This window comes from Dinoroseobacter sp. PD6, from assembly GCF_028807315.1.
In the GTDB taxonomy this organism is placed as follows: domain Bacteria; phylum Pseudomonadota; class Alphaproteobacteria; order Rhodobacterales; family Rhodobacteraceae; genus Dinoroseobacter; species Dinoroseobacter shibae.
In genome coordinates, this window is the sequence record NZ_JARAMN010000012.1 from 21671 (window position 1) to 41209 (window position 19539).

At 61.6% G+C, this 19539-nt stretch carries 20 protein-coding genes and 3 pseudogenes; 3 read left to right on the top strand and 20 right to left on the bottom strand.

Annotated features, from left to right (window positions below):
• Window positions 1-5: 5 nt before the first annotated feature.
• Entirely contained in the window at window positions 6-806 is an 801-nt protein-coding gene (locus tag PVW48_RS17250; protein ID WP_274582226.1) for an enoyl-CoA hydratase, read from the top strand.
• 3 nt (window positions 807-809) lie between these two features.
• Window positions 810-2444 carry an acyl-CoA synthetase gene (locus PVW48_RS17255; protein WP_274582227.1) on the top strand — a complete coding sequence of 545 codons (1635 nt, stop codon included), beginning with the start codon at window positions 810-812 and terminating at the stop codon, window positions 2442-2444.
• A gap of 280 nt (window positions 2445-2724) precedes the next feature.
• Here the strand turns inward: PVW48_RS17255 and PVW48_RS17260 are convergent, their stop codons facing one another.
• From PVW48_RS17260 to PVW48_RS17275, 4 genes are all read right to left on the bottom strand, one after another.
• Entirely contained in the window at window positions 2725-3381 is a 657-nt protein-coding gene (locus tag PVW48_RS17260) for a hypothetical protein (RefSeq protein WP_274582228.1), read from the bottom strand.
• Between the two features lie 10 nt (window positions 3382-3391).
• Window positions 3392-3877, bottom strand: a complete 486-nt coding sequence (locus PVW48_RS17265) for a hypothetical protein (RefSeq protein ID WP_274582229.1) — start codon at window positions 3875-3877, stop codon at window positions 3392-3394.
• Between the two features lie 243 nt (window positions 3878-4120).
• On the bottom strand, window positions 4121-4570 hold the full coding sequence (locus tag PVW48_RS17270) for a hypothetical protein (RefSeq protein WP_274582230.1): 450 nt from the start codon (window positions 4568-4570) through the stop codon (window positions 4121-4123).
• 69 nt (window positions 4571-4639) lie between these two features.
• Complete coding sequence (locus PVW48_RS17275; RefSeq protein WP_274582231.1) at window positions 4640-5464, bottom strand: class I SAM-dependent methyltransferase; 825 nt, start codon at window positions 5462-5464, stop codon at window positions 4640-4642.
• A gap of 282 nt (window positions 5465-5746) precedes the next feature.
• Here PVW48_RS17275 and PVW48_RS17280 point away from each other — a divergent pair, with 282 nt between their 5' ends.
• Window positions 5747-6703: a LysR family transcriptional regulator gene (locus tag PVW48_RS17280; RefSeq protein ID WP_274582232.1), complete on the top strand. Its 957-nt coding sequence runs from the start codon at window positions 5747-5749 to the stop codon at window positions 6701-6703.
• 385 nt (window positions 6704-7088) lie between these two features.
• Here PVW48_RS17280 and PVW48_RS17285 read toward each other — a convergent pair.
• The 16 genes and pseudogenes from PVW48_RS17285 to PVW48_RS17360 form a co-directional block, all read right to left on the bottom strand.
• Window positions 7089-7682: pseudogene (locus PVW48_RS17285) on the bottom strand (type IV secretion system protein); the annotation flags it as partial.
• A gap of 55 nt (window positions 7683-7737) precedes the next feature.
• Window positions 7738-8837, bottom strand: a pseudogene (locus tag PVW48_RS17290) (IS3 family transposase).
• 62 nt (window positions 8838-8899) lie between these two features.
• A pseudogene (locus tag PVW48_RS17295) lies at window positions 8900-9391 on the bottom strand (type IV secretion system protein); the annotation flags it as partial.
• Between the two features lie 12 nt (window positions 9392-9403).
• Window positions 9404-9817 carry a hypothetical protein gene (locus PVW48_RS17300; RefSeq protein WP_338020480.1) on the bottom strand — a complete coding sequence of 138 codons (414 nt, stop codon included), beginning with the start codon at window positions 9815-9817 and terminating at the stop codon, window positions 9404-9406.
• A complete protein-coding gene (locus PVW48_RS17305; RefSeq protein ID WP_040182603.1) occupies window positions 9814-10008 on the bottom strand; it encodes a DUF4177 domain-containing protein in 195 nt (64 codons plus the stop codon). The genes PVW48_RS17300 and PVW48_RS17305 overlap by 4 nt, the downstream gene beginning before the upstream one ends.
• Window positions 10005-10991: an ATPase, T2SS/T4P/T4SS family gene (locus PVW48_RS17310; protein ID WP_274582236.1), complete on the bottom strand. Its 987-nt coding sequence runs from the start codon at window positions 10989-10991 to the stop codon at window positions 10005-10007. The genes PVW48_RS17305 and PVW48_RS17310 overlap by 4 nt, the downstream gene beginning before the upstream one ends.
• A 4-nt stretch (window positions 10992-10995) precedes the next feature.
• A complete protein-coding gene (locus PVW48_RS17315) occupies window positions 10996-12375 on the bottom strand; it encodes a TrbI/VirB10 family protein (RefSeq protein ID WP_274582237.1) in 1380 nt (459 codons plus the stop codon).
• Window positions 12372-13046 (bottom strand): TrbG/VirB9 family P-type conjugative transfer protein, encoded by a 675-nt coding sequence (locus PVW48_RS17320; protein WP_274582238.1) that lies wholly within the window; start codon window positions 13044-13046, stop codon window positions 12372-12374. The genes PVW48_RS17315 and PVW48_RS17320 overlap by 4 nt, the downstream gene beginning before the upstream one ends.
• 122 nt (window positions 13047-13168) lie before the next feature.
• Window positions 13169-13822, bottom strand: a complete 654-nt coding sequence (locus PVW48_RS17325) for a virB8 family protein (protein WP_274582239.1) — start codon at window positions 13820-13822, stop codon at window positions 13169-13171.
• A gap of 15 nt (window positions 13823-13837) precedes the next feature.
• Complete coding sequence (locus PVW48_RS17330; protein ID WP_274582240.1) at window positions 13838-14647, bottom strand: type IV secretion system protein; 810 nt, start codon at window positions 14645-14647, stop codon at window positions 13838-13840.
• Window positions 14647-15735 (bottom strand): lytic transglycosylase domain-containing protein, encoded by a 1089-nt coding sequence (locus tag PVW48_RS17335; protein ID WP_274582241.1) that lies wholly within the window; start codon window positions 15733-15735, stop codon window positions 14647-14649. The genes PVW48_RS17330 and PVW48_RS17335 overlap by 1 nt, the downstream gene beginning before the upstream one ends.
• A 55-nt stretch (window positions 15736-15790) precedes the next feature.
• Window positions 15791-15958: a hypothetical protein gene (locus PVW48_RS17340; protein WP_274582242.1), complete on the bottom strand. Its 168-nt coding sequence runs from the start codon at window positions 15956-15958 to the stop codon at window positions 15791-15793.
• Complete coding sequence (locus PVW48_RS17345) at window positions 15955-18330, bottom strand: type IV secretion system protein B4 (protein ID WP_274582243.1); 2376 nt, start codon at window positions 18328-18330, stop codon at window positions 15955-15957. The genes PVW48_RS17340 and PVW48_RS17345 overlap by 4 nt, the downstream gene beginning before the upstream one ends.
• Window positions 18320-18598, bottom strand: coding sequence for a type IV secretion system protein VirB3 (locus PVW48_RS17350; protein ID WP_274582244.1), 279 nt, complete (start codon window positions 18596-18598; stop codon window positions 18320-18322). The genes PVW48_RS17345 and PVW48_RS17350 overlap by 11 nt, the downstream gene beginning before the upstream one ends.
• The gene (locus PVW48_RS17355) at window positions 18591-18884 is read right to left on the bottom strand and encodes a TrbC/VirB2 family protein (protein WP_274582245.1); all 294 of its coding nucleotides are present in this window, start codon (window positions 18882-18884) and stop codon (window positions 18591-18593) included. The genes PVW48_RS17350 and PVW48_RS17355 overlap by 8 nt, the downstream gene beginning before the upstream one ends.
• Window positions 18881-19501: a lytic transglycosylase domain-containing protein gene (locus PVW48_RS17360; protein ID WP_274582246.1), complete on the bottom strand. Its 621-nt coding sequence runs from the start codon at window positions 19499-19501 to the stop codon at window positions 18881-18883. Before PVW48_RS17360 ends, PVW48_RS17355 begins: the two co-directional genes overlap by 4 nt.
• Window positions 19502-19539 lie beyond the last annotated feature (38 nt).

The following is a 19539-nucleotide window of genomic DNA, read 5'->3' on the forward strand; positions in this document are numbered from 1 at the left end:
CCCACATGCAGACGGATCAAATTCTGCTCAGCGACTTGAGCGATGAAGGCATTCTGCGCCTGACGCTCAACGATGTGAAACGGCGCAATGCGCTGTCCGAAGCGATGCTGGGCGCGCTCGGCAAGGCGTTCTCGGACGCGGGCCGGGATCCGTCTGTCCGCGTGATCATCCTCGCGGCGAACGGGCCGGCGTTCTGTGCCGGTCACGATCTGAAGGAAATGACCGCCGGGCGTAGCAGGCCTGACGGCGGAAAGGCGTATTTCGCGTCCGTCATGGCTCTGTGTTCGAGCGTCATGCAAGGCATCGTCACCTGCCCCAAGCCCGTGATTGCCGAAGTCACAGGCATCGCGACGGCGGCAGGCTGCCAATTGGTGGCAAGCTGCGATCTGGCCATCGCGGCCGAGAGCTCACAGTTCAGCACGCCGGGGGTTCATATCGGTCTTTTCTGCTCGACCCCGATGGTGGCCCTGTCGCGCAACGTATCGAACAAACATGCCATGGAAATGCTGCTGACTGGCGACATGACTCCTGCCGCGCGTGCCGCCGAGATCGGGTTGGTCAACCGCGTGGAGGCCGAGTCTGCAATTCAAGCGGCTACAACCGAAATGGCCCGCAAGATTGCGTCCAAATCCAGCATGACGCTCGCCACGGGCAAACGCGCCTTCTACGCCCAGCGCGAGATGCCCTTGGCCGAGGCTTATGATTATGCAAGCCAGGTGATGGTCGACAACATGCTTGCAGATGATGCGCAGGAAGGGATCAGCGCGTTCATCGAAAAACGTGCCCCGCAATGGCAGGACGCCTGAGACATGGCCGCAAACCCCTATAACACCGATCTGGATCGCAATCCGGCGAACCACCAACCGCTGACCCCGCTAACCTTTCTGGAACGCGCGGCCACGGTGTTTCCCAATCACACTGCGATCATCCACGGCAGCCTACGGCGCAGCTACGAAGACTTCTACGCGCGCTCACGGCAGTTTGCATCGGCACTGGCGCAGCGCGGGATCGAACGGGGGGATACGGTTTCGGCCCTGCTGCCTAATACGCCAGCCATGCTGGAATGCCACTACGGGGTGCCGATGTGCGGGGGTGTTCTTCACTCGATCAACACGCGTCTTGACGCGGCGATCATCGCGTTCCAGCTGGATCACTCGATGTCAAAGATCGTTATCGTCGATGCCGAGTTCCTGCCGCTCTTGCAAGACGCGTTGGCGTTGGCAGAAGTCAGCCCTTTGGTGATCCAGGTGGATGATCCAGAATATGACGGTACGCGGACGGAATTTGACGGCACAGACTACGAGAGCTTCCTTGCAGGCGGCGATCCGACCTTCGCCTGGTTCATGCCTGAAGACGAATGGGATGCGATCTCGATCAACTACACCTCCGGGACAACTGGCGATCCCAAGGGTGTCGTCTCGCACCATCGCGGCGCATATCTCCTGGCCCAAGGCAATGCGCTGACCACCTCCATGCGGAAACACGTTGTCTACCTGTGGACGTTGCCGATGTTCCACTGCAACGGATGGTGTTTTCCGTGGACGCTTTCGGCCATTATCGGAACCCATGTCTGCTTGCGCCAAGTCCGCGCCGCGCCGATCTGGGCCGCATTGGCGGATGAAAAAGTGACACACCTTTGTGGTGCCCCGATTGTCATGTCGCTCATGATCTCAGCGCCCAAGGACGAACAACGCACCCTGGATCACACGGTGCAGTTCTTCACCGCTGCGGCGCCGCCACCAGAAAAATTGTTGGCCGACATGAAAACCGCAGGCTTTGATGTCACTCATCTTTATGGGCTGACGGAAACCTATGGCCCGGCTGTCGTTAATGACTGGCACGAAGCCTGGTCATCCTTGCCCAGCGCAGAGCAGGCACGCCTCAAATCGCGGCAAGGCGTGCGCTACCTGCCACTCGAAGGGCTGGATGTGCTTGACCCGGAAACCATGCAACCCGTTCCCCGCGACGGAGAAACGATGGGCGAGGTCATGTTCCGCGGCAATGTTGTGATGAAAGGCTATTTCCGGAACCCGGCGGCAACCCAGAAGGCCTTTGAGGGCGGTTGGTTCCATTCCGGCGATCTCGGCGTGATCCAACCTGATGGATACATCCAGCTCAAGGACCGCTCAAAAGACATAATCATCTCTGGCGGAGAGAACATCTCCTCCATCGAGGTGGAAGAGGTGCTTTATAGCTTCCCTGCAGTGGAGATTGCTGCTGTCGTCGCAATGCCGCACGAAAAATGGGGTGAAACCCCCTGTGCCTTTATCGAAGCCGCACCGGGCCAAGACATCGACACAGACGCATTGCGCGCATGGTGCCGCGAGCGACTGGCGGCCTACAAAGTTCCAGGGAAGTTCATCATTACAAGCATTCCCAGAACTTCGACCGGCAAAATCCAGAAATTTGCCTTGCGTGAATACGCTAAGGAATTGGTTAACTAAAGCTAAACCAGCATCTGAGCATAGACCAAGTGGCTCCAGCGAAAGCCGACGTTCAATAGACCTCGCACTTCGAGAATTCTCTGCAACGCCGCTTCCATCTCAGAGCAGTGGTGCGCATTGAATATGATGAGCTGAGAGCAATTAGTGTCTTCGGTCGCGACCGAGCAGCGAAGCTATTTCCCACTGGCCAGTGTAGCCTCGGAATATCCGACCACCCGACTTGAAACTCTTCTGGGCCCTTCCCCGCGCGCTTGCGCTCTCGTGCGGCAAGCATTTTGCGTCAAAGCCGCAAGCCGAAAAACACCATCGCCAACGGCACCGGTGAAACGGCAAGGGCGATGGTTGCGATGGTGGCAAGTGGTGAAAAGATACCGCTGAGGCCCGCCATCAGCATGATGCCACCGCCGCCGCCGATGACCGAGTTTCCGGGCGTGTTCACCGCCACGGCCAGCGCGACATAGCGATACCGGATCGCGAGCCGCAGCGCGCGCGTCGAATGCCCGTCCAGCAGCATGGCAACCCGGTCCTCACCCGACAGGGGCGCTGCCCGGGCGACGAGTTCCGCGGCCTGGTGCATCCGCAAGACTGACAAAACCCGCCGCAAGACTTCAATGGGCAAGAACCGCCCTGCCGTGTAGGCGAGGATCATCGACGCCACGGTGCAGACATAGATCAGCGGCGCGATGGCCGGACCGAAGGCCGCGAGCATGGCCAGACCGATTTCGGCTCCGGGCACGAAAGGCAGCGCCAGCAACCCGATATAGGCCACCGCGCCAAGCATGATCATGCGGTGAACCTGCTGTTCGTTGTCGGGCCGGATCTGCAGGTTCAGCGCGTCGCGGACCATGTGCGCGCCCCAAGTGGCCAGCAGCAGCACCGCAAACAGAATGAAGACGCGCAGGACGATACCGCCCAGCGAGGGACCGGGCGTTCGCATAGCGCCAATCTCAGCCGGAGGCGGCGATTGCGGTGTCGAAATCGGTGGCCGTGCCCGCCACTTCCATGACGATCTGATTGGTCCGGTACCAGCGGCGCGTCGTCCATGTCCCTTGAATCGTGACCGCGTCGCCCTCAACCTGGCCGTAAAACACCACCGTGTGCGGTGCATCCGGGCAAACGGTCGTGGCGGTGAAATGGATCACGCCATCAATCTCTTTGGTTTGATAGCCGGACCAGCCGAAATCGCAGTAGTTCTGGCAGTCAACGGACTGAAAGGTCCCATCCCGGAATATGATTTCGTCTTCCAGAACGGCACCGCTGTTCACGTCATGGCCGTAGACCTCGAAGGCCCGACCGTCCAGCGCACCATCGGCGACCCACGCGCCTTCCGGCACCTTAAGGTCAGGGATATCTTCGTTCATGACCGTCATCGTGGCCGCGCCGGTCCCGAGTGTGGCAACGGCTATCGCTGCGACTTGAATGATCTGGGGCATGAGAACCTCTGAATGACAATTGGGGCTGGGCAGCCGGATTTCCGAAAGTAATCCTGAAACGGTACCACGCAGAACCCTCTGGTATCAATTGGATTGGGTCGCATCCGCGACATTTGTTATTGAGAAGGCATTGAGATTGCGCAGCTTGGTGGCGAATATCAATGTGCCAACCCGGTCCTGGGACCGGGTGGAGAGGGGCTTTGCGCCTCACATGCGCGAGGCGTTTCCCGCTGTCGAGACGCCCTATTCGACACCGAGGACATTGCTGAGCATTTCGGCATAGGCCGGACGCGCAAGGGCGACGCCCTCTTCGAGCGACGGATGCGGCGACAGGGTCGTGATATACCCGACATCGAGCATGGACAGGTAGGATTGACCGTTCTCCTCATAAAAGGCGATATTGCCACAGGGCATCAGAGCAAGGTTGTGCAGCCCTGCGGCCCCGACATAGCCGCGCATGGAGTTGAAGCAGATCTTCATGCCAACGGCGGCACCGCCCATCATTTCGAAATCGCCATTGAGCGACCACTCGTCGTCCATCGCGATGAAGTCGCGGATCAGCGTGGCGGCTTCCTGTGGTGTCTGCGCCAATTCGTGGATGATGAAATGCTCGGACACCTCGGCTTTTGCGACAGATGTCAGGGTCAGACCGGCAAGCGCGGCCACGGACAGGGTTTTTAGGAAGGTGTTCATGCGTAGTCTCCTAGGTTGCGAAATGCGATTGGGACGGGACGGCATCTTTCGAACCGGCCCTGACGGGTCTCAGCCGGTCTTTTCGGCCATGAGGATGCGAAAGGTCGCTCCGATCCGGTAGCTGCCATCGGGCTGTACGAATGGGGCAAGCGCCGCTTCATGTGCTACGTCCAATGCCGCCTGACCGCTGGTTTCCGCGGCCTTGAACGCCACGCCCGACGATCCAAGACCCCTTTGCGCCGTTTCAAGGTCCGGATAGGTCCATGGGCTGTCCACGTCGAACACCTCGCGCGGGGCCAGGCCGGCGGCTGTGGCCAGTTCTTCAAGCTTGCCAGGTTCGGACAGGCCGAACGGACCGCCCGCGCCCGGGGGCGGCGGCGGCAGCAGCGGCTTCAGCGCCGCGACAAGGGCCGTCGCCTGCATACTGCCGGGTTCACCCCAGGTCATGATGAACACCTTGCCGCCGGGCTTTACGACCCGCCGTGCCTCGCGCAAGGCAGCAACCCGATCGGCCGCGTATTGGAAGGAATTGAAGCCGGTCACGACGTCAAAGCCGTCATCCTCGAAGGGCAGAATCTCCAGATCGCCCTGTTCCAGCCGGGTACCTGGCAACCGGCTGCGCGCGACATCCAAAAGCCCTTCCGACGCGTCGATCCCTGCGATTTCGGCACCAAGATCGGCAGCAAGGCGCAGGGCCATGCCAGCCCCGCAGCCGGCATCAAGCAGCCGGGTCGCGGAACCAACCGGCACCTTGTCGAACACCGCGTGGTAGGCCGCCGCGCATTGCGGTTCTTGGATGTCTGCCCAATCCGCGGCGCGCCCGCCCCAGATCCGGCCATTGGCCTCACCGCTCAGGATGTGCGACGCGTCTTGCGGTTCTTCGATAACTGTCATGGGTCGTTCCTCCATCTGGTTGCCTTAGGGCGAGCACAGCTTTCTTGTCGGCGCAGATTGAGGGCGCCGCGGATCGTTTCCGCCGGGAATGAAATTCAGGTCGTCGGGTCTTGGCCGCTCTATTGCCCCGGGGCGGCCTTGTCCGGGTCGTATCTTACGGAAAGCGCAGAAATTTCAGCCTCTCGTCGTGGTGCCCCCGATCCGCGTGATGCTTTTCATTGGACACAGGAACAGTATCTGCCCCAAGGTCAATTCAGTCCAGCGAAACGATTTCAGGCCGACATGAGCCAAATTCAGTTACACAAGGTCGACCTCAACCTGCTCTCCACCTTCGAGGCGCTGATCGAGGAAGGCAGCGTTGCCGCGGCAGCCGACCGGCTGCACCTGACGGCGTCTGCGGTCAGTCACGCGCTTGGCCGCATGCGGACGCAGTTCGACGATCCACTGTTCGTCCGTGTCGGCGGCAAGATGCAACCGACCCCGCGGGCGCTGCTTTTGGCCGATGAAATCGCGCCGATCCTGCGCAACCTGCGCCGTGCGCTCGAGCCAGCTGAGACGTTCGATCCGACAACCACCAACCGCGTCTTCCGCATAGCGTTGCATTCCTCACCCGCCTTCATGGCCAAACTGACCGCGCAGATCGCTACGCTCGCACCCGGCGCGATGATAGACTGGGTCAGGATCAAAACGACCAACCAGAACGATCTGATCGATGGGCTCATTGACCTCTTGCATGTTGGCGGACCGGCGCATCTTGCCGATGGGATCCAGTCGGCCCATGTTGCGCCACTCACCTTTTTCAGTTTTGCTCGGAAAGGTCACCCCGCCGCCGAAAACTGGAGCACCGAAACGGCTGCGCGCTATCGCTACCTACAGGTCGCCGTCGAAGACACTGGTGGTTCGCCTGTCGAGAAAGAGCACCGCGTGCTTGACCGTCCGAGGACATTGGGCGGCAAGGTGCACGATTTCCACCTCGCTGGTCCGATGCTAGAGGGAACCGATATGATCACCACGCAGCCTGCCTTTGTGATGTACGAGGCATGGAGACGCTACGGCCTGCAAATTCTCGAACCCGTAGCCGCGCCCAAGGACTTTCCGATACGCTTCGCATGGTCGGGCCGCCTTGCGACCGATCCCGCCAATGCATGGTTACGGGAAACGGTGATCGCGGCCTATTGCGACCAAGACATCGACATCACCGCGCAGATGCAGGCCGCGGCCGTTCCGCTGAAAGAGTGACTAGGGTAGAGCTGCGCTGCACGCCTTCTCCGCGTCGCCAACCCAAATCTCTACCGCCACCCGGCCGCAACTTGAGAGTGGCTCGGAGATCGTTCCGCCCGGATTAGGCCCAAAGGATAAGTGTTTCGGATTTCGTACTTGGTCGTAATGGATAGAATAACTCGCCTTGACAGTGGGAATTCCAGTCAGACGCAGCGATCGCATCGTTGGTTGAAGATAACCAGCTCATTCTGTTCGTGCTCGTGGAAATCTTTTGGCGGACGATCTAGCAGCGACACATACAGTCACGTAGACATGATATCAGTTTTGCTTCCGCAGCGAACGGCTGCTTCAACGTACCGCATTGCGGCAATAATCGAGGCTGGTGGGCGGCAGCTATGGGCCGTCACCGCCGCCCCAGCCTTCCAAGACGTGCCAGTTGCGCCAACATCTGAGACCCTGCCCCCGGTGACCCAGTGCCGCTTGCCTGACCCGTCTGTCCCATGCCTTGCCGCACTGGCATCTGCTGCACACCAAAAAACTGCCGCGCCCTGAGGGCTGCGTATTCGGCGCCACTGGCACCGCCGATCAGATAGCGGTTGTAGGCCTGCTGGCTGCCCATGGCGGCACGGGCGAAGTTGTAACCACCACCTAGACCACCCGAGAGGGCGGGCATCATGATGTTGCCGGAGATCGCGCGGACGATGAATGGCGTTGCGATGATGAAGCCCTTGGCCATGAGCACCATCATGAAGAAGGGGATGAGCGCGCCAATGTTGGAAGCGCCTTCCGGATCGCCCAGTTCGCCGATCAGGGCTGATGATACCCCGGTGATCGTGGCGAACACGCCGGCGACAACGATGGGGTAGAGCGCAAAGGAAACCAGTGCTGAAAGCCATCGCGCGAAGTAATCCTTGGTCACTTCGAAGAGGGTCATGAAAATCATGACTGGAGCGATCCCGATCAGAAGTGCGATCATCAAACGCGAGGCCACGATGACCTGAGCCCCGACTCTCCTCCGACCATTCGGAGAGTCCGCGGGTTGATTTCTGGGGCTACGCGGCGCGCATTTCCAGCCCCTTCATTGCCATGAACTCAGCCGGGGTCATGTTCCCGAGGCCGGAGTGCGGGCGGTGGTGGTTGTAGTCGTGCTGCCAAGCGCGGATCTGCTGCCGCGCCTCGCCGAGCGATGAGAACAGTGTCTCGTTGAGCAGCTCATCGCGGAGCCGGCCGTTGAAGCTCTCCACGAAGCCGTTTTGCATCGGCTTGCCCGGCGCGATGTAGTGCCATTCGACGCCGGTGCGCTGGCACCAGGACAGGATCGCCATCGAGGTCAGCTCCGTGCCGTTGTCGGAGACCACCATGGCTGGGCGCCCTCGCCGGGCGATCACGGCATCGAGTTCCCGGACGACCCGGTGCCCCGACAATGATGTATCGGCCACCAGCGCCAGGCACTCGCGGCTGTAGTCGTCGACCACGGCCAGAACCCGGAACCGGCGCCCGTCCGTCAGCGCGTCGCTCACGAAATCGAGGCTCCAGCGGATGTTCGGCGCATCCGGCAGCAACATCGGTCGTCGCGTGCCGAGCGCGCGCTTCCGGCCGCCTCTCCGGCGCACCTGGAGCTTCTCCTCGCGGTAGAGCCGTCTGAGCTTCTTGAGGTTCATCACGATCCCCTGCCGCTCGAGCATGACGTGGATGCGCCGGTATCCGAAGCGCCGACGTTCAGCGGCCACCGCCTTTATCGCGGCGCGAGCTTCGCCGTCGTCCGGGCGCACGCTCCGATACCGCACGCTCGATCAGTCCACTGCCAAAGCATTGCACGCCCGGCGCTGGCTCACCCCGTGTGTCGCAACGACGTGGGCCACCGCTTCCCGCCTGACACCGGGCGCTACCATTTTTTTGCCGCGACATCCTTCAGGATCGCGTTGTCCAGCATGGCCTCGGCCAGCAGCTTCTTCAACTTGCCGTTCTCGTCCTCGAGCGCCCTCAGCCGTCGCGCATCCGACACCTCGAGCCCGCCATACTTCGCCTTGTATTTGTAGAAGGTCGCAGAACTCACCCCGTGCTTGCGGCAGACATCGGCCGTCGCCATGCCGGCCTCCTGCTCCTTCAGCATCGCGATGATCTGCTCCTCGCTGAACCTCGATCGCTTCATCATCCGTCTCCTCGTTGGAGCGGACTCTACTTCAAACTGGAGGAAGATACGGGGCTCAGGTCAACGAGTATGAAGGCTGCGAGTCCGCCGAGAATCGAGAGCAAGAGGACCCCGACAATGTCGAGCATGGCGCCGGCCATCCAGTTCAACTCGGAACCAGCGGCGTTCAAGTAGTCCCCCAACTCCGCGATCAGTCTGTCAAACTCTTCGGCGAAAGTACCGGAGGGACCTGGGGTACCGCCACCGACCGAGGCGACAAGCGCACCCGCAATGCTGTCGATGCCGGCAAGGATGGCGGAGGAGAGCGCGTTGAACTGGACCCAGTTGGTCGCGAATATCCCGATCAGTCCGATCTTGACTGCGAGCCAGAATGCCGTGCGGCCGTCCATCGCCTTGTATTGGTAGATCATGTTCAGGAAGACGAGAATCACCACGAGCGTTGTTCCCAGGACGAGAAGCGTGCCGACCGTTGTCGCGACCGACCCGAACTGGGTTTCTGCTGCGGTGTCGAGATAGCCCTGGGAGGTTTCAACGAAATAGGTGACGACGCTCATAACGGGGCTACCCTACCAATTGCCTGCAGCTTCGCAGATGGCTTTGGCGGCAGGGCGGACGGCGCTTGCGCGGCGGTTGTAGGCGTCCGAAGCTTCCAGCATTTCCCAGCGTTCATCACTGGCGTAGAGCTCACGAAACACCGCCTCTGCCGCATCCCACGATGGGAACCGGGTCGCGCAGTCGCAGTTGCCGATCTCGACGATGCGCTCGAGATTCTGGGCGCGGTAGATGTCCTGGACCAGCACGCGCTGATAGGCTTGGCGCAGGGGGATCTCCTGAATCCACACGGGTTCAGCGGGCCGGTCTGGACAGACGTCGAAACTGCGCTCGAGGGTCGGCACGAGATTGCGCTCAGCGAAGCCGGGTGCCGACGTCAGGCCCAGAACCAGCGCAGTCACTACGAGGGTACAGCCCGCCTGCCTCATGCTGTCGCTCCGGCGGGTGTGGTCTCACGCTTCAGGAAGACTGTGTGTCCCACGTTGGCGAATTCTGAGGAGCTGATCGAGACGACCTCCCAGCCTTCTGCACCTTTGGCATTCAGGCTGGCCTGCATGTCGGCAAGGCTGGTCTTACGGGTCATGGGAAAGGACAAGATATCGTATTCAAAGGTCTTCATTGGGAAGCTCCGATCTCGGTTGCGCCGGGGAGGTAGAATTCTGTGATGCCGCGTCGGCCGTCGTGGCGACCGGCCTGGATGATCACATCGATGGAGTTCTCGATGTACTGAATCATGTCGGTATAGGTCATCGGGATCTCGGTCTTGAGCGCGGCGATGGCCAGACGCTGTACGGCAAGTTGCGGGGTTTCGGCGTGCAGCGTGGTCATTGACCCGCCATGGCCGGTATTAATCGCTTCTAGGAAAGTCATCGCTTCCTTGCCGCGCACCTCACCGAGGATGATCCGGTCGGGACGCATCCGCAGCGTCGCGGTGAGCAGGACATCGGCGGTCTGGAACTCCGAGTCCCGATTGGCGATGAGGGTCACGGCATTCGGCTGGGTCGGCAGAAGCTCGGCAGCTTCCTCGATGGTGACGATGCGTTCGTCAGACGGCACATGAGAGAGGATCTTCCGCGCGGCGACGGTCTTGCCGGTGGAAGTGCCGCCCGAGACGATCATGTTGAGTTTGTTCTCGACGCAGAATGCGAGGGCGTCATCAATGATACCAGCGGCCACGACCTCGCGGAGTTCACGGGTTTTCTCGAGGCGGAGTTCTTCCAGCTTGCGTTCTTTCCCATAGAGGAAATCCAGGGCGATCCCATCGAGCGGCAGGCTGGAGAAAAACCGCAGGCTGATCGACATGGCAGAGAGCACGGCGGGCGGGGTGATGACCTGCGCACGAATCGGGCGGTCCTTGTAGGTGATCGAGACCGAGACGATCGGGCGGTCTTTGCTCATCGTTGTGTTGGCGGAAGAGGCGATCTGGTTGCCCAGGTCTTTGACTTCTGTTGCGGTCAATGCCTGATCCAGCCTCCGCATGAAGTGATCGCCCTGGAATTCTCCCCAGCAGCTGCCGTCGGGGTTGATGCAGATCTCGATGACATCGTCGCGGGCGGCGGCGTCGATCCGATCAAGCGAGGTCTGGAGATAGCTCAGCGACATGGGCTCAGAAGATCTCCAGATCGCGGTCGACCATCACCGTGACGCGCGCGCCCTGGTCGACATAAATAACGGGGCCGATGGAGAGGTAATCGCCGATCACGCTGTCCGTGGCATCAGCCAGATCATCGCCCACGTCTTCGAGCACATCCGCTGCGGCCTCGTCCTGCACATTTGCAGCGGCGGCGCTTGGGGCCGCTGAGATCAGAGAAATCAACGCCGCCGAGCCGAAGCGCTCATCGAACCGGGTGTCGACAAAACCCGTCACGCCGGAACGACCTAGTTCATCACCCCCGAAGGAACTGATCTGGATGGTTTGATTGTCGGGCAGGATGATCCGGTCCCACGCGATCGTGACACGACGTTGAGCGATATCGACGCCAGAGCGATAGCGCCCGATGAGACGGGACCCACGCGGGATCAGAAGGCGGGAGCCATCGAAACTGAACACGTCCTCGGAAACGACGGCGCGGGTCTGGCCCGGCAGGGAGCTGTCGAGGGCGGTTTCCATGACGGCCTGGATCATCGTGTCCTGAATGATGGTGTTGGACGGGTTAGCAATGACCTCAGCCTGCGTCACAGAAGTGGGGAGCGCGCCGTTCAGCACAAAATCCGTTACCTCGCCAAAAGTCCGCTCGGCTAACGCCGTCTCATTCGCACCGGATGCACCTCCAAAAGCGATCGTCGGCGAGGTGATGCGGCGCTCCTGGAATGCGCGTTCCTCTTCCGCGCGGCGTTCAAGTTCCGCGAGCCGTCGTGCTTCCTCCTCGCGGCGCAACCGTTCTTCCTCCCGCGCGCGCAACTCGTCCTCGGTTGGGCCGATGGGTGCGGGAAGGGGGCGATTGGCCTCAAGCTGTGCGAGTTCGAGGTCCATGCGGATTTGCTCCAGCTCGCGATCACGCGCCGTGAGCTCATCTCGAAACTGCTGTTGCGCGGCTTCCGACGCGGTTTGCAGCGCCGCGATCTGGGCTGTCAGTGCATCGATGGCTTCGGCGGCAGCTGTGTCTTCCTCGACGACGGGTTCGGGCGCATTGCGCAACTCTTCGATCTGGGCCTGAAGGGCTGCGAGCTGGGCCAGAAGTTCTGCATTGGGCTCCACCAGCTCCGGTGCGACAAGAACGACTTCGGGCTCGAGTGGGGGAAGGGTTTCGATGGCGCCGAAGCCGTCGCCCTCGTTCTGGAACACGTCCGGTGTCGCCGTGCGCAGGGCTTCCTCCTCCTCGGGTTGGGACATGACATAGAGCGATGTACCGCCCGCGCCGATCGCGAGGACAACGACCAAAGCGAGCAGCGGTGAGCGTCGTGGGGCAGGGGGCAAACCTGCGCCCTTGCCTTGTTCTAGAGCAGCGAGGCGTTTCTCGAGGTCCGCGTTTCCGGTGTCGCTCATGATGCCACCCCCGCTGGCGGTGTGGCCTCGATACAGACCACCTCGTCACCAATCCGCAGGACCCATTGCCTGTTCACCCCGGAGACCCGGATCACGCCGTCCCCGGTCGCTTGGGTGTTGACCGTCCGTTCGCGGCCATTCGTGTAGCGAAAGATCGCGGGCACCGGCGCGTTCCGCGGGAGTTCGAAATACGTGAAGGTCCCGTCATCCCATATGCGGGTTGGCGTAAAATCGGTCCGCGCGCTGGCGCCGTAATTGTAGTTTGGCGCTTGGGCCGCGATGGCACGTGTGGGCCGTGCATTGTCGTCCGGATAGCGGAACTGCACCACGTAAAAGGTCGGACTGCGGGTCTCCTGGACGTTGAAATAGTAGCTGCGGCGGTTGGTATAGACCGTGACATTGGTATGGACGCCGCGTGCGACGGGCTTGATCGCGAAGGCCTGCCCGCCAGGCACACCGTCGATCTCGAAGCCTTCCGTGTCCCCTGCGATGATCGAGCGGATGCTCTCGCCTTCCCCGAACTCGACCGTGGTCACATGGGTGAGCGAGACATTCAGTCGATAGACCTGGCCTTCCTGGTAGGTGGCCAAGCGGACGCGGCTGTCATTGGGGCCGCCGCGCGGGATCGCTTCGGCATGGGCGAGGACCGGCAGCAGGGCAATCGAGAGCATGACAAGTCGAACTGGGAGCAAACATGCGTTTCCGGAATGAGTTGCGTCGCCAATACCCTGCCGCGCTGCGCGCTCTCGGGACATTGGTGACAAGATAATTTGAAGTGAATTCCAGAAACCCATTAATTCTCCAATCTGTCGGAGCGGATGGAATATTCGAGGACCGTAAAACCAAAAGGATTGGTCCAGACCTCGTCGATGGAACGACGGGTCTCGGGGCGGAACTCGAAGAGCAGCGTGGCGGTGAAGAGCCCGGTTTGGGTGCCGTTGATGGAGGTCAGACGCTTGCGCAGGCGGACCGTGGCGCGGTTGGTGCCGATCCGGTTGATGCTGAGGATTTCCACATCGAGCCGGGCGTTTGGACCATAAACCGTCGGCGGGTAGTTCTCGTTGGCGCTGTTCCAGATCTGGCGCAGCCCGCTCTCGGCAGCACCATCCGAGCGGCGCAAGACGCTGCGGATGCGCAGGTCATTGTCGAGCTGGTTATAGACCTCTCGGTCGGTCACATAGCGGAAGACCTCCGCCTCGATGACCGCCTGGTTGGCTGTGACCGAAGTCGCGCCCACCGAAGCCTCGGGGAGCGCGAAACCGGTTGCAGGATCATAGGGCACAACCACGGGTGGCGGGTCGACATCAAGGATCGCGACAGCCGCCGCGCTCATGCATCCGAGAATGCCGAAGATGAGCCCGATGAGCCCAAGGCGCTGCCAGAGCCGTTCGCGGCGCAGGGCACCATAGACCAGCTCTTCTTCGATGATTTCTTGTTCACTCGCCACGCGTCAAACCTCGGATCAATCTGCCCGCAGGTCCGGCAGGGTGAAATCCATGAAGCGCTGTTCCTCGGCGATGGTGGCGGCATCGATCACACCGCCGGTGCCATCGCCCACGGTCTGCACCGCTTCGAGCTGCCACATTGCGACCAGCGCGATCGCCAGTTCCGCCGTCACGCGCGTGTTGAGATCGATGCTTTCCTTGAGTTCGTCCATGTCATCGATCAGCCCGACGAGCCGGTCGACGCGTTCCAGCGACTGGCCGGCGTCCTCGTAGCTGTTTTGGGCGGCGGCCGAGACGAGTGCGCCGGTTGTGGCTTGGGTCGCCACGCGGTTGGCCCCGGGATTGCCGCTGGTGGCCATTTCCGAGAGGGTATCGTCGTCAAAGCCGAGATCGGCCAGCACCCGGTCCATCTGAGTTTCGATCTCACCCGCGCCGGAGCCAGAGAGGCCGGAGAAATCTCCGGTCTTGATGGCTTCGATGGTGGCGAGGATGTCCCCGAATTCCTGATCGAGCAGGCCATTCAGCTCGTCCTCCATATCGGTACGGATGATTTCCGGCAGTTCGGCGAGACGGGTGAGGGCTTCGTATGTCCGTTGCAGCTCCGCGAGTTGGTCCGTGAGAAGGCCGAGCTGTTCGCGGAGCTGCGTCAACTGCTCGTTTTGCAGGATCTCGTCTTCGATCATCTGCCGGAGCTGCTGGATGTTTTGCGCGATGTTCTGGGTGTCGACGACAGGCACGCCTTGCGCCACGGCGGAGGTGAGGGTGGCGAAATGCAGGCCAATCCCAAGCGTCGTGGCCAAGGCCGTTCTCATGAGCAAATGTCCCATCAATCAATCTCCCTGATCGTGAATTCCATGAACGCGCCCTCGGCCATGCGGGCGCTGGCCTGGGCCAGCTCTTCGGCGGAGAGAACGCGGGTGCGCGCCGCCTGTAGCCGGATGCGGGCTGCGACGAGGCGCACGAGTTCGGCGCGGGCATAGGTGTTGAGCGCGATGCTCTCCTGAACGTCTTCGGTTTCAGAAATCCGCTCGACGATATCCGAGATGCGAAAGGCTGCCTGTCGGATCGCGGCGGGTGAATTGTTGCCATAGAAGGCCGCACCATGCCCGGTGATCGAGAGGTTGGCATTGGCCAGAAGCGCGGGGTCGATCGTGCCGAGCGCTTCGATCCCGCCGATGCGGCTCAGATAAAGATTGTAGCGTTCGGGAATGACCTGGACGTAGTGCTGGGTCTCGGCAAAGGGCGGGACACCGCCATATTCGAACACACGGCCGGGTCCGGCGTTATAGGCCGCGAGGGCGTTGATGATATTGCCGTCGAAGGTGTTGAGCTGGGTGGCGAGATAACGCGCGCCGCCATGAACCTGCAGGTAGGGGCTGTCATAATATTCCGGGTTTATGCCGAGATCGCTGGCGGTTCCGGGCATGATCTGGGTGAGGCCGAAGGCGCCGACGGGCGAGCGTGCGCCGATGGTGAACCGGCTTTCCTGCCAAATGAGCGCCTGTAGCAGGGCCCGCCACTGAACGGGCGAGAGGCCCGCGCGGCCAACACCTGCAAAGCCGCTGGTCTCCTTGGCGACGCGGATGATGAGCTGCTCGATGTTTTCCGCAGCATCCCCGAACATCTGTGCGCCGCCGGGATTGGGATCGATCTCACCCGTGCCATAGACCGCCTCGACGGAGCGGGTCGGATCGCCGCTGCCGCTTTCCAAGCCCGAGACCATTGCCGGCAGGCCCTGACCGCCAAAACTTGTCTGGGCGTCGAGGATGCGTTGCAGGGTCTCGAGTTGCTCGCGCTCGATCTCGGCGATGAGTTCACGCACGGCAAGCTTGTCGGCCTGGACCGCGAGGTCGGCCTCGCGATCACCGGTCTCAACGATGTCGCGCGCGGTCAGCCCGCTGTCGTTGGTCGGCACACCTTGGGACAGGGCGAGACCGGGCAGCAGGCAAAACGTGAGGATTTGAGGCAGGCTACACTTCAATGTCGCGCTCCGGCGCGCCGAGGGGCGTGAAAGTGCAATCAGGTGCTGTGGGTGCCGTTGATGCGAGGAAGGCGAAGCAATTGGCCTGCGGCTCTTGGTACTGGGCGCAGGAGGCCAAGACGCCGAGCACGGCGAGAAGCACAAAAATGCGTGTCATGAAATCCTCCAGAAGTCCGGGCGGTTGCGGTAATCGGCTCCGACGAGGGCCTCGCCTTTTTCCATGCCGCCGAGGATGGTGAGATTGGGCCCTAGGGCGCTCAGATCGGCATCGACCACGATAGAACCTTGGTCATCGCGGATGAGCGCGAGGCGACTGTCGCTGCCGGTGTTGAGCAGCACATCGAGTTCCTTCTCATAGAGGTTCAGCATCGCGTAATCGGCGGCATGGGCGCGGATGTTCGGGAGGAGGATTTGCGTCGGCACGGCCTCGACGATGGTCTTGCCGGTCCGGGTACGCTCGAGCTGGCTGACATATTGCGTCATCATCACCGCGACGGTGTTCTGCTTGCGTGCGGTGACCAGCCAGTTCGACAGTCGCTCGGCAAAATAGGCGTTGTCGAGCGCCTTCCAGGCCTCGTCGATCACGATGATCGTAGGGCGGCGGTCTTCGATCTCGCGCTCGACCCGGCGGAAGAGATAGGAGAGGACGGCCATGCGTTCCTTCTCCGCCTCGCTGTCGAGAATGCCGGTGAGATCGAAACCGACCACATCGCCTTCCAGAGAGAATGTGTCTTCCAGCGTCTGGCCGAAGATCCAGCCGTAGCGGCCCTCTTCGGTCCATTCGAGCAGGCGCTGATGCAGATCGGCGCCATCATCGGTCGAGACAAAGAGCGATGCAAAGTCCCGCCAGTTCCGCAGGGCTGGATTGGAGGCCTGCGCGTTCTGGCGTACGACTTCCTGAATTCGGTTGGTCTGCGCGGGCGTCAGCGGCTTGTCTGCGCGATGAAGCAGAGTGGCGAGCCAGTCCGAGAGCCAAGCCGTGCCGCGATTGTCAGTCTCGGTCCAAAGGGGGTTGAGCCCAGTAGATTGTCCGGCTTTCAAAGACGCGTAGCGCCCGCCATTGGCGCGGACCGCCATCTCCATACCGAGACGGTAATCGAAGACGAAGATCCGCGCCCCTGCTCGACGGGCCTGTGTCATGAGAAAGGCCGACAGGACTGATTTACCCGATCCGGGCCGGCCCATAATCAGGGTATGCCCGCTGGTGGGTTCTTTGTCGGGCGAACCTTGCTCGTGATAGGAAAACCGGTATGCGCTCTGCTCGGGCGTGGGCAGATAGGTGATGACCTGACCCCAGGGCGTCCTCGAGGCAGGCTTGCCAAGCTGCGTCCGATGAAACGCCGCGAAGTCCGCGAAGTTGCGATTGGTGATCGCACTGGCACGCACGCGCTTCGGTTGATTGCCGGGGTGTTGGCTGAGGTAATGCGCCTTGGCCGCGACCCGTTCGCCGATCATCTTCACGCCCTCGGCGGCGGCGGCGTTGACGATCTCGGCGCTAAGGGTCTGCAACTCGTCCAGCGTATCACAGAAGATCGTCACGACCATGTGGTGCTCGCCAAAGCTCTGGCGCTTGGCCTCCAGATCGTCGGCGGCGATGTCGAGCGCTTCCATGAGCGAGAGGGCCGCATCCTGGCTGGCCTGCATCTGGCGCTTCTGCCGCTTGATCCGACCCGCCATGAGGTTCGAGTTGATCGGCGTGAAGGAGTGCGTGACGATCATGTCGACCGGCAGGTTCAGCATGTCGAACATCGTGCAGGAGGTGGCCTCGGAATATTCCCCGATGGTGAAGCTCTTTCCAAAGCGGTGTCCCACGACGCCTTCGGAGAGCTCGAAGTGATCCCCCTGAAACGACACGCGCGTGTTGGCGACGTTGAAGGACAGAAAGCCGTAGGTGTTCGCCGGATAGAGCGGCAGTTCCTGGCCAGTGTTGAGGGCCCCCAGAAAGCCGATCAACTCCCCAGATGCGGCGGAGAGAAGGCGCGGCTTGAGCTCGGTAAGCCCCGAGAGGAAGACGTTCACGGCCTCGCCGAGGCGCTGCAAGCGTTTGCGGGTCTCCTCCTTCAGTCGGTCCGGCGCGCTGCGGCTCAGGAATGGCAGGAGGCTTTTCGGAGGCGGGCGGTGAATGACGGTGAGCGTCAGTGTTTTGTCGCGGAGCCCGCTGGTCTCGAGTTTCGCGCGCCAGCGCCGGTCAACCTCGCCTGCGAAGCTGTCCTCACGGATCGGGTCGAGATCAGGTTTGATGGCCTTGGAAACCTTGTGGACGTAATAGCTGAACTCCGGCCCCAGCTGCGCGATGATCCGGGCGAATAGCGCCGTCACCTTGTCGAGATAGGCATCATCCGTTGTGTAGCTATTAACCCCGTCGAGCCGGATGCACTGGAAAAGCTCGTTCACGCGCGTCCGCACAGTGCGGTCATCAACCAAGCTCACATAGGGCAGCATGTGCGCGAGGCGGGTTTCGCGCGCATACCAATCCGGCGTCATCGTGCGGGGATCGACCGTGACATCATGGGCTTCATTAGGGCGCATAGCTATCCCCGCTATGAATTGAGCGGTTCCGCGTCGGTGGGGTTTCCTGCAACGCCGTCATCATCACGTCGATGAAGCGCGGATCCCAGTCGGCGGCCTTCCAAAGCACCGGGTAGAGCAGGGCGGCCACGCCCAGCACCGCGATGTGCTGGACCCAGACGAAGAGCAGTACGGAGCCGAAGAGCCAGACCATCGCATACATGATGGGCAGGCCCAGAAGCTTCGGCGGCCGCACGAGGCCGAGAAAGAGGGGCGAGCGCTCAGCCACCGGCGAAGACCGCAGCAACGATTGTGGGAGCGGCGGCGACACCCGCGATGCCGACAAGCACCCAAAGCGCCTGCCGCAGATCGATGATGTTGAAGAACCAGCTCAGGAAAACGCCGAGGACTGCGAGCGTCGCGATGACAACGCCAAGCGGGCCGGTCAGCGCATCAACGATGCCTTGCAACAAGCTCTGGATCGGGGAGAGATCGATGCTTTGCGCAAGCGCAGGCTCTGCGACGAGCAGGAAGAACGCCAACGAGGCGACAAAGAGGTTTGAAATCTGTCTCATGAATTTGTTCCTTCCAATCGGGCCACGACGGCCATGACACGGGCCACGTGGTTCTGGGTTTCTCGGTAGGGGGGAATGCCGCCATACTGGCGGACCGCATCCGGTCCGGCGTTGTAGGCCGCGAGCGCGAGCCGCGGATCGCCGAACGTCTCCAGCATCATCGCGAGGTAGCGGGCGGAGCCGTCGAGGTTCTGCAGCGGATCACGCGGGTCAACGCCGAGATCGCGCGCCGTCGCGGGCATCAATTGACCAAGGCCAATTGCGCCTGCACTCGAGATCGCATCCTGTCGGTAGGCTCTCTCGACTTCGATATTGGCGCGGTAGAGGGTTAGCCAGTCTCGGACTGATAGATCCGTGCGCCGCAGCCCGGGATGCCCGGCATAGCGAAGGCCGGTGGATTCGATGGCCGCCAGAACATCGGCGCGGGGCAGGGGTGCCGGACGGGCGAGTGCTGCAAAACGCAACGCGTCATGTTCAAAAGCTGGTTCATCTTCACCGAGGATCGCCAACTCGTCAGTAGCGGACCACTGTCCGATACCGTCATTGTAGTTGCGGGCAAAGCTATCCTGAGAGCGGGACGGGGTCAGAGAGCCATCGCTCTCCATGACCAGAACCATTTGCGCGGAGGCCGGTCCCGTGAGGAACCAGACAAGGA

What these genes read in the sequence shown, in the direction of transcription:
- PVW48_RS17250 (WP_274582226.1), top strand. Translation starts at nt 6, where the DNA reads ATGCAGACGGATCAAATTCTGCTCAGCGACTTGAGCGATGAAGGCATT.
- PVW48_RS17255 (WP_274582227.1), top strand. Translation starts at nt 810, where the DNA reads ATGGCCGCAAACCCCTATAACACCGATCTGGATCGCAATCCGGCGAAC.
- PVW48_RS17260 (WP_274582228.1), bottom strand. Translation starts at nt 3,381, where the DNA reads ATGCGAACGCCCGGTCCCTCGCTGGGCGGTATCGTCCTGCGCGTCTTC.
- PVW48_RS17265 (WP_274582229.1), bottom strand. Translation starts at nt 3,877, where the DNA reads ATGCCCCAGATCATTCAAGTCGCAGCGATAGCCGTTGCCACACTCGGG.
- PVW48_RS17270 (WP_274582230.1), bottom strand. Translation starts at nt 4,570, where the DNA reads ATGAACACCTTCCTAAAAACCCTGTCCGTGGCCGCGCTTGCCGGTCTG.
- PVW48_RS17275 (WP_274582231.1), bottom strand. Translation starts at nt 5,464, where the DNA reads ATGACAGTTATCGAAGAACCGCAAGACGCGTCGCACATCCTGAGCGGT.
- PVW48_RS17280 (WP_274582232.1), top strand. Translation starts at nt 5,747, where the DNA reads ATGAGCCAAATTCAGTTACACAAGGTCGACCTCAACCTGCTCTCCACC.
- PVW48_RS17300 (WP_338020480.1), bottom strand. Translation starts at nt 9,817, where the DNA reads ATGAGGCAGGCGGGCTGTACCCTCGTAGTGACTGCGCTGGTTCTGGGC.
- PVW48_RS17305 (WP_040182603.1), bottom strand. Translation starts at nt 10,008, where the DNA reads ATGAAGACCTTTGAATACGATATCTTGTCCTTTCCCATGACCCGTAAG.
- PVW48_RS17310 (WP_274582236.1), bottom strand. Translation starts at nt 10,991, where the DNA reads ATGTCGCTGAGCTATCTCCAGACCTCGCTTGATCGGATCGACGCCGCC.
- PVW48_RS17315 (WP_274582237.1), bottom strand. Translation starts at nt 12,375, where the DNA reads ATGAGCGACACCGGAAACGCGGACCTCGAGAAACGCCTCGCTGCTCTA.
- PVW48_RS17320 (WP_274582238.1), bottom strand. Translation starts at nt 13,046, where the DNA reads ATGCTCTCGATTGCCCTGCTGCCGGTCCTCGCCCATGCCGAAGCGATC.
- PVW48_RS17330 (WP_274582240.1), bottom strand. Translation starts at nt 14,647, where the DNA reads ATGGGACATTTGCTCATGAGAACGGCCTTGGCCACGACGCTTGGGATT.
- PVW48_RS17340 (WP_274582242.1), bottom strand. Translation starts at nt 15,958, where the DNA reads ATGACACGCATTTTTGTGCTTCTCGCCGTGCTCGGCGTCTTGGCCTCC.
- PVW48_RS17345 (WP_274582243.1), bottom strand. Translation starts at nt 18,330, where the DNA reads ATGCGCCCTAATGAAGCCCATGATGTCACGGTCGATCCCCGCACGATG.
- PVW48_RS17355 (WP_274582245.1), bottom strand. Translation starts at nt 18,884, where the DNA reads ATGAGACAGATTTCAAACCTCTTTGTCGCCTCGTTGGCGTTCTTCCTG.
- PVW48_RS17360 (WP_274582246.1), bottom strand. Translation starts at nt 19,501, where the DNA reads ATGGTTCTGGTCATGGAGAGCGATGGCTCTCTGACCCCGTCCCGCTCT.